Genomic DNA, 14599 nt, shown 5'->3' with positions numbered 1-14599 from the left:
AAAACCAATGCCCAGGCGTCTGTCACCCGCCTGAGCGTTGGTTCAAGGGGTTACTGGTGCGCCACCTGTGGCGTCTTGCACAGGGTATGGTTACCGGGTTGCAGGTAGGGGGTCAGGATCGGTGCCATGCCCTTGAGCACCTGTACCGGCAGGGCCGAGGTGAACTTGAAGGACTCGGCGGCGCGACCGGGTACGAAGGCGGTGAGGGTGCCAAAGTGGTTGTCGCCAAGGAAGAACACAAAGGTCGCCGTGCGGTTGATCGCCTTTGAACCCAGCAGACGGCCACCGGCTCCCCAGCTTTCGAGACGGTTGTCACCGGTACCGGTCTTGCCGCCCATGACCATTGGCGTACCGTCGTCGAGTTTGAAGCTGCCGGACACCCGTCGTGCGGTCCCGGCATCGACCACCTGCGAGAGGGCGCCGCGCAAGGCCCGGGCGACTTCCACTGACAGCACCCGCTGACCCAGGTCCGGATCACCCGCCAGGCGAGTCTCATAAGGCGTATCGGCGGCAAAGTGCAAGGTATCGATACGCAAGGTCGGCAGGCGAATACCATCGTTCTGGATGATGCCGATCAGCTCGGCCAGGGCTGCCGGGCGGTCGCCGGAGCTGCCGATGGCGGTGGCCAGCGAGGGCACCAGGTGATCAAAGGGATAGCCGACGCGTTTCCAGCGCTGGTGGATATCGAGGAAGGCCTCGATTTCCACCAGGGTACGAATACGACTGTCACGCGCGCCTTTGTGCCGGCTCTTGAATAGCCAGCTGTAGACTTCCTGGCGCTCGAACTGGCTGCCCTGCGCGGCGTCCTGGAAGTTGGCGGTGGGATTGTTCAGCAGGTAGCCCAGCAGCCACAGGTCCAAAGGGTGGACCTTGGCGACAAAGCCCTGGTCGGGCAGGTCGAATTTGCCGGGACCGTAGGCATAGTACAAATTGTCCAGGCGCTCATCGGTCAAAATGTCTTGCTTGGTGGGCTTGCGCTTGGTGTCCTGCAAGTCCTTTTTCAGGTGAGCACGGACGAAGGCGTTGAAGGTGGCCTGGTCGGCTTCGGGGAACAGATAGCGGTGTACGGCAGCCAGGCGGATCGGGGTGATCCGCAAACCGTCGAGGAAGGTGTCCAGGCGCTGTTGCGAGGTCTTGCGCTGGTACTTTTTCCAGAACCTGCGCAAGTAGTCGGTGCCTTCCTTGTCGGCAAAACGGGCCAGGTACTCCTGGCGTCGCGGTTCAGCATCGTCCTTGAGCAGTCTGATGCTGCTACCCGGCGTCTGGTAGGTGCTGTAGCGCACCAGGTCACGCATCAAGCGGATAAACGGCAAGTTGATCGACTCGCGCAAGGCGTCCTTGAGCGTGGTAATTCGGCTGTTATCTTCCTTGCGAAAGTTATTGAACACATGCATGCCGCCCCCAGTGAAGAAGGCCTCACCGGGGCTGGCCGAATACTTGCGATTAAGCGCGGCATCGAGCATCGCGGTGATGTTGCGGTCCTTGTTCTGGATCAGGTAGTCGATGGCCCAGCGGGTAATGAAGTCAAGCTCGGCGACTTCGACTTTCTTCAGGTCGGCGGCGGGGGTAGCGGCGTACTTGTCATGCAGTTCGGCGATGATTTCCAGGTAGCTGGTCAGCACCCGCAGCTTGGCAGTGGAGCCCAGTTCCAGCTTGCTGCCCTCGTTGATGTCGAAAGGCTGGTCGGTGCTGTCGGTTTGCACCCGTACCCGCGAACCGTTGGCAGTGCGTTCGAGCAGGGTAAAGCTGTAGCGCACCTGGGTGGTGCTGGTCGGGGTCAGCAAGCGCTCGCCAAACAGGCCGATCTTCTCGGCGATGGCTGGATCGGCGAGGTCCTTGAGGTACTGGCTGACCTGGCCTTGCAGGTCAGATTGCAAGGTGCTGGTGGCCGACATGTCGAGACGGTCAAGGTCGTACAGCGGTCGGGCCAGGGCCAGGGAGAGCCGACTGCGGGCTACGCTGATGCCCTTGTTGGTGACGATCGGCTGGATGGTCGGCTGGGCAACCCAGTCGCGGTAGATCGTCTTGCTGGCCAGCGCGGCGTCGGCCAGGGGCCGGTCGACGATGTTGCTGGCAGCCAGAATTCGAATGTGGCTGTCGGTCAACTCGGCCAGTTCGTTGCGGCCCTTGGACAGAAAATGCGAGGGGCGGCGCTGGGCAATCATCAGCGACAGTACCTGACGCAGGGCCAGGCCGCGTGCAGCCATACTTGCAGGGTCGCTCTCGGTCGAGGTCAGGGCCCGGTTGACCTGGGCGAAGTCGGCGCCGTACCAGACCCGCAGGCCCTCAGCCATGCCATGTACTTCACCATGCCCGGGCACCGCCGAAAGCGGCACGCTGTTGAGGTAGTCACGCACGATGCGCTGCCGTGCTTCGATCGTTTGCGGGCCGCCCTGGTAGGCACGCACGCTGGCGGAAATCATCTGGCGGATTTTCTCGCTGCCCGAGACGGTCAAGCCGTCGGGGGAGTGACGGTACTTTTCCAGCTGGGTGGCCAGGGTGCTGCCACCGGCGGACTGGCCGGGCAGGGCCAGGTACCTGGCGACCTGGCTGTAGGCGGCCTTGGCAAAACGTGGCCAGTCCACGGCGGGGTTGGCGTTGGGGTCGTTGGCGGCGAGCAGGTCGCGGTTTTCGATGAACAGCAGGCTGTTGACGATGACCGGGGGGATGGCGTCGAAGTCCGGGTACAGGTACTGCGGGTAGTGGTACTGGTAGAGCACATCGCCCTTGCAGTCGGTGATCGACAGGCCAGTCTGAATTTTCTCTTTATAGGGCACGAAGAGTCCGTGCTCGGTGTAGTCCATCAACGCCGGGGAGAAATGTACCTGTTCGCTGATCACATAATCACGTTTCAGCAGACGTGGCAGGAATTCCCCCAACGCGCTATAGCCCAGGCGTTTGTCGAAGGGGCCGTCACCCGGATAAATGATCGCATCGCTGGGCCCCGGCTGCAGGGAGTAGGTCAAGGTTGAGGCGAGTTGACTGAGCTCGCGTGATTGCAGGCGCGAGGTGTGCATTTCATTGGCGATGGCCATTCCCAGCGCAATCAGGGCAAGCAGCAGCACCAGCCACAGCAGCCGCCACCACAGACGACGTTGGCGAGGGCTTTTCGGCAATGGCGATTCTTCATGGGATTCAGTGGGAGTTTCCTTACTCGTTGGTTCCGATTGCCACAATGCGCCCATAGTGTTCAGCCCGGCTACGTATTTTCGTCTTGCTTGCCTGAAGCTTAGACGGTGAGCGGGTTTGGTGAAAAATTTGTAAGCCTTGTAAGGCGCTTCCCAAAAAAGGGTAGGGCATGCGCCTTTGGTGGAGGTTGTAATGCCCTATTTTGGTGCTATGTTAGCCGCCCTGTTTGTCACGCTGGAGAAAACACGGGGAATGCCCCTCCGTGGATGCGGTTTTGGCCGAGAGTTCTCGCCAAATATCCTGCTCTTTATAGTGAAATGCCCTGCAGGGGCCTTTCTATACTGCTCGCCCCTTTCGCTTTGCCGGCAATTTGCGTGTCGGTAGACGGGGCCGCTCACAAGGTGGCGCCCGGCAAGGCAGCGTATCCAGCCTATCGGCGGTACCAGGCCTGCACGAAGGGTCTATATCCAATAACAAAATGAGGTTGTATTTCTATGCCAGTCGGCAACCATCCTTCTCACGCTGAGACCGCTCAGGGCGGCCCACTCAAGCGAGAACTCGGCGAGCGACATATTCGCCTGATGGCGCTTGGCGCCTGTATCGGTGTCGGCCTGTTCCTGGGCTCGGCCAAAGCCATTGAAATGGCCGGACCGGCAATCATGCTGTCCTACATCATTGGTGGCCTGGCGATCCTGGTGATCATGCGCGCCCTTGGTGAAATGGCCGTGCACAACCCGGTCGCAGGCTCCTTCAGCCGTTACGCTCAAGATTACCTGGGCCCGCTGGCGGGCTTCCTGACCGGCTGGAACTACTGGTTCCTGTGGCTGGTGACCTGTGTGGCGGAAATCACCGCGGTGGCCATCTACATGGGCATCTGGTTCCCTGAAGTACCGCGCTGGATCTGGGCTCTGGCGGCCCTGGGCAGCATGGGCGCGATCAACCTGATCGCGGTCAAGGCCTTCGGTGAGTTCGAGTTCTGGTTTGCCCTGATCAAGATTGTCACCATTATCGCCATGGTCCTCGGCGGTATCGGCGTCATCGCCTTTGGCTTCGGCAACGACGGCGTGGCGATGGGCATTTCCAACCTCTGGAGCAACGGCGGCTTCATGCCCAATGGCGTGACCGGTGTGTTGATGTCGCTGCAGATGGTGATGTTCGCCTACCTGGGCGTAGAAATGATCGGCCTGACCGCCGGTGAAGCACGCAACCCGCAAAAGACCATTCCCCAGGCCATCGGCTCGGTGTTCTGGCGCATCCTGTTGTTCTATGTCGGTGCGCTGTTCGTGATCCTGTCGATCTATCCCTGGAACGAGATTGGCAGCCAGGGCAGCCCGTTCGTGATGACGTTCGAGCGTCTGGGCATCAAGACTGCCGCCGGTATCATCAACTTCGTGGTGATTACCGCTGCGCTGTCGTCGTGCAACGGCGGCATCTTCAGCACCGGGCGCATGCTTTACAGCCTGGCGCAGAACGGTCAGGCACCGGCGACTTTCGCGCGGACCTCAAGCAATGGCGTGCCGCGTAACGCTTTGCTGCTGTCCATCGCCGCTTTGCTGCTGGGTGTGTTGGCCAACTACCTGGTGCCGGAAAAAGTCTTCGTCTGGGTAACCGCCATTGCCACCTTCGGGGCAATCTGGACCTGGGTGATGATCCTGCTGGCGCAGCTGAAGTTCCGTGCCGGTCTGAGCAATGCCGAACGCGCTGCACTGAAATACCGCATGTGGCTGTGGCCGCTGAGCTCCTACCTGGCGCTGGCGTTCCTGATCCTGGTGGTCGGCCTGATGGCTTACTTCGAGGAGACCCGTGTGGCGCTGTATATCGGCCCGGCGTTCCTGGTGATGCTGACAGTGCTGTACTACGTGTTCAAGTTGTCGCCTAAAGCTGACAACGTGCAGTTGGCGCGTTCAGCGTCGTGATGTAGAAACATCGTGGGGCAAGTCCACACATACCTGTGGGGGGCTTGCCCCGCGATGAAGCTTCAAGTCGCCGGCACCTGCACCGGCCGACCCAAGCGCTTGTTCAGATCAAGCCAGGCCGCCAGCAACGCCATCAACCCCACCCCTACCAGTGCGGTCAGCAACTGCATCGACCAGTGTTCATCCGCCAGGGCATTGACCATGTCCGCCAAGGGCGCGAGCAGTACGCCAAAACAGAATACTTCCAGCGAATAGCGCCCCATGCGACAGGTTTGCTGGGCTAGCCAGTTTTGCGTCCAGCGGCTGCCAGGCAGCAGTTTGGCGGTAACGTAGGCCAGCGCCAGGAAGTGCAGCAGACGTACCGGCGACAGGTCAGTCTTGCTGATGGGGTACAACAGCTCGCTGATTGCTGCCGGCATCAGTGCATCGTGAATCTCTGGCCAGCGCCAGGAAACAGTGATCAGGCAAGCCAGCAGTGAATAGGCGGCCGCTGCCAGAAACAGCGGTTGGTGAAGCAACGGCAGGGTTTGCGGCGCACGTGGCCGCTGTCCGTGTATCGCCGCTGCGCCACCGAGTACAAACAGAAATTGCCAGGTGACCGGGTTGAAGTACCAGACACCGTCGGAAAAATTCGCCAGATTCCAGCCTAGCCTCGGCGCCAGCAGATACACCGCCATCGACACACCCACCACCGCCCAGGTATGGCGCATCAACAGTGGCAGGACTATGGCCAGCCCGGCCAACAGTACGATGTACAGCGGCAGCGGATCCATCAGGTTGGGTTTGAAGCGCAGCAGCAGTTCATCGGTCAGCGCTTGCTGGGGGTTGGTGATGAAATGCGTCAGGCCCATTTCCTCGACCAGGTCGCGGGTTTGCACATGGCTGTTGGCGTAGAAGACGATGCCCATCAGCATCGCCAACAGGAAGATATGCACTACATACAGCACCCAGGTACGCCTGAGGATCTTTACACACGCGATTAGGTAACCATCGCGTTGCAAGACCTTGCCGTAGGCCAGTACCGCCGCGTAGCCGGCGAGGAATACGAAGACTTCCGCAGCATCGCTGAAACCGATGTTACGCAGGGTGATCTGGCCCAGAGGGTTGTGCGGGATGTGATCCCAGAAGATGAAGATCAGCGCCAGGCCCCGAAAAAAATCGATGCGCGGGTCGCGTCCGTTAAACATGGCAGCGGGCTCTTGAGCAGTGGATTAAATAGTGACAGGCCGACGTCGGCATTCTCACGCGCCACACGTCGGGCGGGGGGCAGGGTGGCGGTATTGGCAAGCAATTGCAAAAGTTGCCTATTACTTGATGTCTCAATACCGCGCTTGATCCTCAGGCGACTGCCAGGTCCTGAGGTTCAAAGCTGTCCGCCCTGGCCATCTGCCACATCCGCGAATAGAACTCGCCACTGATTTCGCCGCTGAGCAGTTCGCCAGGCTTGAGGAACACATGCATCTGCGAGAACAGCTTGATCTCGGTGGCTGAAATCCGTCGAACCAGATGCTTGGCCGCCAGTTGCGACGGATGTTCGAGACCTGCGGCAGCGAGCATTTCGGCCAGGGCCTTGAGGGTGCTGTGGTGGAAGTTGAATACCCGCTGGGCCTTGTCCGGCACCACCAGGGCACGTTGGCGCAGGGCATCCTGGGTGGCGACGCCGGTGGGGCATTTGTTGGTGTGGCAGCTCTGTGACTGGATGCAGCCGATGGCGAACATGAAGCCCCGTGCCGAGTTGGCCCAGTCGGCGCCGATGGCCAGGACGCTGGCAATGTCGAAGGCGCTGACGATCTTGCCGCTGGCCCCCAGTTTGATTTTGTCGCGCAGGTTCAACCCAACCAGGGTGTTGTGCACGAACAGCAGGCCTTCACGCAGGGGGACGCCGATATGGTCGGTGAATTCCACGGGCGCTGCACCGGTACCACCCTCTTTGCCATCGACGACGATGAAGTCCGGCAGGATCCCGGTGTGTAGCATCGCCTTGGCAATACCCATAAACTCCCAGGGGTGACCCAGGCAGAACTTGAAACCTACCGGCTTGCCGCCTGATAGCTCACGCAACTGCGCAATGAACTGCATCATTTCGATCGGTGTGGAAAAGGCGCTGTGGCACGAGGGCGATATGCAGTCTTCACCCATCATCACGCCACGAGTCTCGGCGATCTCACGGGTGACCTTGTGCTTGGGCAGGATGCCGCCATGGCCGGGCTTGGCGCCCTGGCTCATCTTTATCTCGATCATGCGTACCTGCGGGTTGCGGGCCTGCTCGGCGAAGCGTTCGGGGTCGAAGCGCCCGTCCGAAGTCCGACAGCCGAAGTAGCCGCTGCCCAGCTCCCAGGTCAGGTCACCGCCGTGTTCGCGGTGATAGGGGCTGATGCTGCCTTCACCGGTGTCATGGGCGAAATTACCCAGTTTGGCGCCCTGGTTCAGGGCGCGGATGGCATTGGCGCTGAGCGAGCCGAAGCTCATGGCCGAGATGTTGAAGACCGAGGCCGAATAGGGCTGAGTGCATTGCGGGCCGCCGACCATCACCCGAAAGCTGGCCGGATCGCTCAAGGGCGCCGGGCGCATGGAGTGGCCGATGAACTCGAAGCCGGACTGGTAGACATCGATCAAGGTGCCGAAGGGTTTGTCGGACGCTTCGTTCTTGGCCCGGGCGTAAACCAGTGAACGCTGGGCCCGGGAGAAGGGCAGGGCGTCGCTGTCGGCTTCGAGCAGGTACTGGCGGATTTCCGGACGAATGCCTTCGACCAGGTAGCGGATGTTGCCCAGGATCGGGTAATTGCGGCGTACGGCGTGGCGGCTTTGCAGCAGGTCGAACAGGCCGATCAGGCTGAGCACAGCGGTGCTCAGGGTGAAGGGCCAGAGCCATTCATGGTGCAGGAAAGGCAGGCTCGCCAGGGTGAACAGTACGCAGGCGGCGAAAAAGGCATAGCGGCTGAGAAGTGACAGGCTCATACGGGTTCCTTGCGATGGCACGGTCAGGCTCAGGGCCTGGACAATCTTCGACCTTAGCCCGGTTGGACGCGCTAGCGCCAGCCTACAAACATGAAGGTTTGCGCCTGGTCTTGTGGAGTGAAAATCATTCGCGCAAGCGTTGTCAGCGCTGGCGTCTTGGCTCGCGGATCAAGCGCTCGCGCAGTTCGCCTTGCTGCGCCAGTTCCAGCGCAATGAGCAGTTGGACGTTGCCAGCAATCAGCGTGGCGACCGGCAGGCCATCGCGAAAGAGCAGCCGATTGCCGCTCAGCGCTGGCACCTTGTTGCCCGGTAGCAGGGTGCCGATCAGGTTCAACGGATCGCTGGCGCTGATGGCGACCAGGCCGCCGTCCACTGGTCGTCTGCGAACTTCGCGCAACAGAGCTACGGCTTCGGGCAGGGCGAACTGTTCGCCTGCCAGGCCGCTGATGAACCGCCCGCCACGGATTTCGCCGCGGGCTTCCAGGCGATGGTAGCAACGCAACAGTTCGCGCCAGTTCGGCAGCCAGTCGGCCTCACGCTCCAGCAGCCGCCAGCAGATCACACCGTAACGGCGCAGCAGGGTGCGGGCGACGTGTTCCAGGCTGTCATCACGGTTGCCGGCTGCCGGGGTTTTGCGCAGCAGCGCCCAGCGCCCGGCATCGTCCATGCCACCGAACAGCGCGCCGCGACCGCGACGATGGCTACGGTTCTGACGCTTGCTTGCCGGGGTGATCAGCGCACGCAGGCCGGCGAAACTGTCGGCGCTGACCAGGCCGGCGGCCACCAGCTCCTGCAAGGCGTTTTCCAGTTCGCTGGGGAGCAGGTGGGCATCGTTGACCAGCTCATCGAAAAACAACGCACCGTGCTCGCTCAACGCCGTGTATACCCGTTGCGCGCGCAGGCTCAGTTCGCTGCTGTCGAGGGCGGGGCCGAATGTGCGCCACAAGTTCAGTTGCGTGCGTGGCAGCAGCACCAGCGGTGTACTGCGCAGGGTAGTGCTGGCTGTGCCGGGGGCCAGGCGCGCCCACACATGCTTGCCGGCGCGACAGCTTTCGTCCAGCCAGCGCGGGCTGTAGTCGCTGATGCGGCTGGGCAGCAGATCGCTCTCCCAGGCGCCGGCCGCTGCCGGATAACCCTCGAACTGCACCAATACGACGCTGAGCGCTGCCGGACCTTGCAGGTGAGTGCCCGGCGCAAGGTGCTGCCAGTCGAACAGAAAACGCATGAAATCCTGCAGGCTGACCGGCTCGATCTCCCGCCGCAGGCGTTTGACCGTGTAGCGATGGATGCGTGCCAGCAGGTGGCGCTCGCACCATTGCAGATGTTGTTGGCCGGGACAGAAATAGCCGCGCATCACATAGCCTTCTGCCTCAAGCCGCACCAAGGCTAGTTCGAGATCACCAGTGGACAAGTGCAACGGCTCGGCGATCTGCTCCAGGGTCTGTGGCCCGAATCCGCTCAGGCGTGCGCGCAGCACTTCCACCAGTGCGGCCTCACGCTCGATGGGCTGGTCGAATCCTGCAAGCGCCACAAGGTCCGGTGTCATCTGCGCAGTGGGATAGATTGCGCGCAGGAGCACCTGGCGCTCGCGGGCCAACCAAAGGCACTGTCCGGCGTCGAGTTGCAGGCAGCAGGCCCGACCTGCCGCACGCAGTTCCTCAAGCCACGCCTGCCAGCCAGGGTTGGCCGTCACTTCATCCTGGCTGATGCCGGCCAGGCTCATCAGCGCCTCGTGCATTTCATCGCCGCGCGCAGGCGTTGGCCAGGTTTCGACTTGCACCGCACGAATGGCCTCAACATCCAGGGCGCCGAGATCATCACTGTGTTGCACATCACTCCAGCGTCGACTTTGTACCGCCTGGGTGCGCCGTTCTTCCAGTGGTGCATCATCGAGAAAGGTGTAAGGTCGGGCATTGAGAATCGCCGCGGCCAGCGGCGATGGCGCCGGCAGGTCACGGCTGATCAGGGTGATCTGCCCTTGTTCGATGCGCCGCAGCAAGGCCAGCCAGCCTTCACAATCCATGGCTTGGTGCAGGCAGTCGTCGAGGGTCTGCTCGACCAGCGGGTGATCGGGGATCTGCCGTTCGCCGACGATGTTTTCCAGGCAGGCGATCTGGTCGGGAAATACCGCGGCTATAAGATCCTCGCTTTTCATCCGCTGGATTTGTGGCGCCACCTTGCGGCCGCCGACAAAGCGCGGCAAGGCCAGCGCAATGCCGGCATTCCAGCGCCAGCGTACGCCGAACAATGGCGCATCGAGCAGGGCCTGGACCAGGATCGACTCGGCGTTTTTACTGGGCAGGTAGCGCCACACCTCGTCCAGGGCGAAGCTGTGGCTGGCGGACAGCGACAGCACGATGGCATCTTCGCTGGCAGCGGCCTGCAGCTCGAAATTGAAGGTGCGGCAGAAGCGCTTGCGCAATGCCAGGCCCCAGGCACGGTTGATGCGGCTGCCAAAAGGACTGTGAATGATCAACTGGGTGCCGCCGGACTCGTCGAAAAAACGCTCCATGATCAACGTTTGTTGTGATGGCAGGGCCCCCAATACCTGGCGAGTACGGGCCAGATAATCGAGTAATTGTTCAGCGCTGTCAGGGGTCAGGCCGATCTCTCCCTGCAACCAGGCGAGCGCGCCCTGCAATTGACCGGCAGACTCACCCAGGCGCCGGTCAATCTCGTCTTGCAGGCGGGCGACAGCGAACGACAATTCATCACTGCGCCCTGGTGCTTCACCCAGCCAGAACGGGATACTCGGCGGCAAGCCTTTGGCATCCTCGACGCGTACCTTGCCACTTTCCACCCGCAGGATGCGATAAGCGCTATTGCCCAGCTGAAAGATGTCGCCGGCGATGCTTTCCACTGCAAAATCTTCGTTGACGCTGCCGATGTTCAACCCTTGGGGTTCGAGCAGCACCGCATAGTCGGCGTTGTCGGGGATGGTGCCGCCGCTGGTCAGGGCGGTCAGCTGGCTGCCGCGTCGCCCGCGCAGGCTGCTGTTGACGGCATCGCGATGCAGGTAGGCGCTGCGCACCCCCTGACGACCATTGAAGCCTTCGGCGAGCATGCGCAGCAGGGCCTGGTAATGCGCCGGGTCCAGTTCGGCGTAGGGCGTGGCCTGGCGCAGGCAATCGTACAGCGCCTGCTCCTGCCAGGGCTGGCAGCTGACCTCGGCAACGATCTGCTGAGCCAGCACATCCAGCGGTGCCCGGGGAATCTGCAGCAGATCCAGTTCGCCGCGGCGTACACAGTCGAGCAAGGCTGCGCATTCGATCAGATCGTCCCGCGATAGCGCAAACAGACGGCCTTTGGGGGTGCCCTCGACCTGGTGCCCGGCGCGTCCGACCCGCTGCAAAAAGGCCGCAATCGAGCCGGGCGAACCGATCTGGCAGACCAGTTCGACCTCGCCGATATCGATCCCCAGTTCCAACGAGGCAGTAGCTACCAGCACCTGTAACTCGCCGCGCTTGAGGCGTTGCTCGGCATCCAGACGATGCTCCTTGGCCAGGCTGCCGTGATGCGCGGCTACCGCGTGCGCGCCCAGGCGTTCGCTCAGGTGCCGGGTCAAGCGCTCGGCCAGGCGGCGGGTGTTGACGAATACCAAGGTGGTGCGGTGTTCCCGGGCCAGAGCGGCCAGGCGGTCATACACCAGGTCCCAGACATCGCTAGCCATAACAGCGCCCAGAGGTACCGGCGGCACCTCCAGGGCCAGGTCGCGGGTACGGGCATGGCCGATGTCGACAATGGCACAGTCCCGGCCTTTGCCAACCAGAAAGTCGGCCACCCGTTGCACTGGACGTTGGGTGGCTGACAGGCCAATACGGCGCAAGGGCCGAGCGCACAAAGCTTGCAGACGTTCAAGGCTCAGTGCCAGGTGGCTGCCGCGTTTATTGCCGGCCAGGGCATGGATCTCGTCGACGATCACTGTGTGCACGTTGGCAAGGCCCTGACGCCCGGATTCGGAGCCGAGCAGTACATACAGCGATTCGGGCGTGGTCACCAGAATATGCGGCGCCTGGCGGCGCATGGCGCTGCGCTCCTTCTGCGGGGTATCGCCACTGCGTACCGCTGTGCGTATTGCCAGCGGTTTATTGCCTTGTTCGGTCAGGACCGCATTGATGCCCGCCAGCGGTGCTTGCAGGTTGATCTGGATATCGTTGGACAGCGCCTTGAGGGGCGAGACGTAAACCACCTGGGTCTGGTCTGGCAGATGTCCGCTGACCAGGCCCTGCTCGAACAGTTCGTCGAGGATTGCCAGGAAGGCGGTGAGGGTCTTGCCGGAACCTGTGGGGGCAGCCACCAGCAGCGATTGGCCGCGACGAATCAGCGGCCAGGCTTGCGCTTGAGCGGCGGTCACGGTCGGGAAGCGATGCTGGAACCAGGTGCGCACGGCAGGGTGGAAAGCAGCCAGTTGCGGGTGGTTCAGGGCAGGTAGGTTCATGGCCTGTTTATGCGGCTAACAGCAGCAGCTTGCAAGGTACATTCGTCAGGCTCCCACAGGGTTGTCCAGCCATCCTCAACATGTGATCCTAGCGCGCTTCCTCAGCGACGAGTCTCCAATGAGCAAAACCATACGCATCGCCGCCGCGCTCCTGCTCGATCCCCAAGGCCGAACCCTGCTGGTGCGCAAGCGCGGTACCCAGGCCTTCATGCAACCTGGCGGCAAGATCGAGGCCGACGAGCAACCGGTCAGTGCCCTGGCCCGTGAATTGTTCGAAGAGCTGGGGCTGCAGATCGATCCGCAGGACGCCGACTATCTCGGCCAATTCAGTGCCCCGGCGGCCAACGAGCCGGGTTTTGAGGTCCAGGCCGAGCTGTTTCAGGTGCACACCTCGATGCCCGTCGAGCCCGCCGCAGAGATCGAAGAAGTGGTCTGGGTCTCGGCGCGCAAGCAACTGACGCTTGAGCTGGCGCCGCTGACGCGAGACTTGATTCTGCCCCTGTACCGGCAATTAACTAGCCAACCCGCCTGAACCTCTATTTGCAAAGGAATGCCAATGATCCCCGCTCAAGAATGGTTGCTGTTCACCGGTGCCGCATTGTTGATGGTCCTCACACCGGGACCCAACATGATCTATCTGATTTCACGTTCGATTTGCCAGGGTCGCATGGCCGGGATCACTTCGCTGGTGGGCGTGGTCGGTGGGTTTCTGGTGCACATGAGCGCGGCGGCAGTAGGGCTTACCGCTTTGTTCATGGCAGTGCCACTGGGTTATGACCTGCTCAAGTGGGCGGGTGCCGCTTACCTGTTGTGGATGGCCTGGCAAGCGGTCAAACCCGGAGCGCGTTCGCCGTTTGAAGCCCGCGAGCTGACGCCGGACTCACCGGCGAAGCTGGTGATGATGGGCTTTCTGACCAGTGTGCTGAACCCCAAGGTGGCGATGTTCTACCTGTCGATCCTGCCGCAGTTCATCTCTCCGGAGCATGGCTCGCTACTGGCCCAGAGCCTGACGCTGGGGCTGACCCAGATTACCGTGAGCTTCTCGGTCAACCTGTTGATCGCGTTGTTCGCCGCCGGGCTGTCGGCCTGGTTCGTGCGTTATCCGTTGTGGTTGATGGTGCAGCGCTATGTAATGGGGTTCGTCCTCGCGGGCCTTGCGCTGCGCCTGGTGCAGGAGCAGCGCAAACTGGCGTGAGGCTCAACGGACCGCGCTGACACCTTCAAGGGTGGAGAACGAGGTGTCCTTGGCCGTCAGCAGGAAATCGCGCATATAGGGCGCATCGAGCATATCGGTGCGCACTGCCGCATACAGGGTGGCGAACAAGCCTTTCTCGCCCAGGCGTTTACCCTTCACATAACCCCGCGAGCTGTACTCGTGCAGGGCCCAGTGCGGCATGCCGCAGACGCCGCGACCGCTGGCCACCAACTGCATCATCATCACAGTCAGTTCCGCCGTGCGTACCTGCGCAGGTTCCACATCGGCGGGCTCCAGGAAACGGGTGAAGATATCCAGGCGGTCACGTTCCACCGGATAGGTGATCAGCGTCTCGCAGGCCAGATCGTCCGGCACAATGTAGGGCTTGCTGGCCAAGGGGTGCTGGTTGGCTACCGCGAGCATGGCTTCGTAAGTGAACAGCGGTACATAGGTGAGGCCGGCCAGCTCCAGGGGGTCGGAGGTTACCACCAGGTCCAGGTCACCGCGGGCCAGGGCCGGCAGCGGGGCAAAGGCAAAACCTGAGGCCAGGTCCAGCTCGACCTCGGGCCAGGCGTCGCGGAACTGGTCGATGGTCGGCATCAGCCACTGGAAGCAGCTGTGACATTCGATGGCCATGTGCAAGCGGCCGGCCGTGCCACCCGCCAGGCGGGCGATGTCGCGTTCGGCGCCACGGAGCAGGGGCAGGGTGGCATCGGCCAGTTGCAGCAAGCGCAGGCCGGCGCTGGTGAAGCGGATCGGCTTGGTCTTGCGCATGAACAGCTGCATCCCCAAGCGTTCTTCCAGCTCCTTGAACTGATGGGACAGTGCCGATTGGGTCAGGTGCAGACGTTCAGCGGCTTCTACCAGGCTGTCGGCTTCGCGCAGGGCGTGCAGGGTTTTGAGATGGCGAATTTCCAGCACTGGGTGCTCCATGAGTAAATTTTGAGATGAACACGAATTTAT

At 61.9% G+C, this 14599-nt stretch carries 8 protein-coding genes; 3 read left to right on the top strand and 5 right to left on the bottom strand.

The window, feature by feature from the left end:
* Window positions 1–50 precede the first annotated feature (50 nt).
* Complete coding sequence (locus ACRESH_RS09085) at window positions 51–3185, bottom strand: transglycosylase domain-containing protein (protein ID WP_431741672.1); 3135 nt, start codon at window positions 3183–3185, stop codon at window positions 51–53.
* Between the two features lie 438 nt (window positions 3186–3623).
* Here ACRESH_RS09085 and ACRESH_RS09080 point away from each other — a divergent pair, with 438 nt between their 5' ends.
* Window positions 3624–5045 carry an amino acid permease gene (locus ACRESH_RS09080; RefSeq protein WP_431741671.1) on the top strand — a complete coding sequence of 474 codons (1422 nt, stop codon included), beginning with the start codon at window positions 3624–3626 and terminating at the stop codon, window positions 5043–5045.
* Window positions 5046–5107: 62 nt separating this feature from the next.
* Here ACRESH_RS09080 and ACRESH_RS09075 read toward each other — a convergent pair whose 3' ends face one another.
* The 3 genes from ACRESH_RS09075 to ACRESH_RS09065 all read right to left on the bottom strand — a co-directional run bounded on the left by ACRESH_RS09075 (window position 5108) and on the right by ACRESH_RS09065 (window position 12441).
* Window positions 5108–6232: an OpgC family protein gene (locus ACRESH_RS09075; protein ID WP_431741670.1), complete on the bottom strand. Its 1125-nt coding sequence runs from the start codon at window positions 6230–6232 to the stop codon at window positions 5108–5110.
* Window positions 6233–6383: 151 nt separating this feature from the next.
* Entirely contained in the window at window positions 6384–8003 is a 1620-nt protein-coding gene (locus ACRESH_RS09070) for an FMN-binding glutamate synthase family protein (RefSeq protein ID WP_431741669.1), read from the bottom strand.
* A gap of 142 nt (window positions 8004–8145) precedes the next feature.
* Window positions 8146–12441: a DEAD/DEAH box helicase gene (locus ACRESH_RS09065; protein ID WP_431741668.1), complete on the bottom strand. Its 4296-nt coding sequence runs from the start codon at window positions 12439–12441 to the stop codon at window positions 8146–8148.
* 118 nt (window positions 12442–12559) lie between these two features.
* On the opposite strand from ACRESH_RS09065, the gene ACRESH_RS09060 reads away from it, so the two are divergent.
* Both ACRESH_RS09060 and ACRESH_RS09055 read left to right on the top strand, forming a co-directional pair.
* Entirely contained in the window at window positions 12560–12973 is a 414-nt protein-coding gene (locus ACRESH_RS09060; RefSeq protein WP_431741667.1) for an NUDIX hydrolase, read from the top strand.
* A gap of 24 nt (window positions 12974–12997) precedes the next feature.
* Window positions 12998–13636: a LysE family translocator gene (locus ACRESH_RS09055; protein WP_431741666.1), complete on the top strand. Its 639-nt coding sequence runs from the start codon at window positions 12998–13000 to the stop codon at window positions 13634–13636.
* Window positions 13637–13639: 3 nt separating this feature from the next.
* Here the strand turns inward: ACRESH_RS09055 and metR are convergent, their stop codons facing one another.
* Window positions 13640–14557, bottom strand: coding sequence for a transcriptional regulator MetR (gene metR / locus ACRESH_RS09050; protein WP_431741665.1), 918 nt, complete (start codon window positions 14555–14557; stop codon window positions 13640–13642).
* Window positions 14558–14599: the final 42 nt, after the last annotated feature.

This window comes from Pseudomonas sp. (assembly GCF_050739775.1).
GTDB lineage: Bacteria > Pseudomonadota > Gammaproteobacteria > Pseudomonadales > Pseudomonadaceae > Aquipseudomonas.
Note: the sequence above shows the minus strand (reverse complement) of the source record. Positions and strands in the feature narration are given on the sequence as shown.

Excerpts from the sequence above, each read along its gene's own strand:
- ACRESH_RS09085 (WP_431741672.1), bottom strand. The coding sequence starts at position 3,185 with ATGGGCGCATTGTGGCAATCGGAACCAACGAGTAAGGAAACTCCCACT.
- ACRESH_RS09080 (WP_431741671.1), top strand. The coding sequence starts at position 3,624 with ATGCCAGTCGGCAACCATCCTTCTCACGCTGAGACCGCTCAGGGCGGC.
- ACRESH_RS09075 (WP_431741670.1), bottom strand. The coding sequence starts at position 6,232 with ATGTTTAACGGACGCGACCCGCGCATCGATTTTTTTCGGGGCCTGGCG.
- ACRESH_RS09070 (WP_431741669.1), bottom strand. The coding sequence starts at position 8,003 with ATGAGCCTGTCACTTCTCAGCCGCTATGCCTTTTTCGCCGCCTGCGTA.
- ACRESH_RS09065 (WP_431741668.1), bottom strand. The coding sequence starts at position 12,441 with ATGAACCTACCTGCCCTGAACCACCCGCAACTGGCTGCTTTCCACCCT.
- ACRESH_RS09060 (WP_431741667.1), top strand. The coding sequence starts at position 12,560 with ATGAGCAAAACCATACGCATCGCCGCCGCGCTCCTGCTCGATCCCCAA.
- ACRESH_RS09055 (WP_431741666.1), top strand. The coding sequence starts at position 12,998 with ATGATCCCCGCTCAAGAATGGTTGCTGTTCACCGGTGCCGCATTGTTG.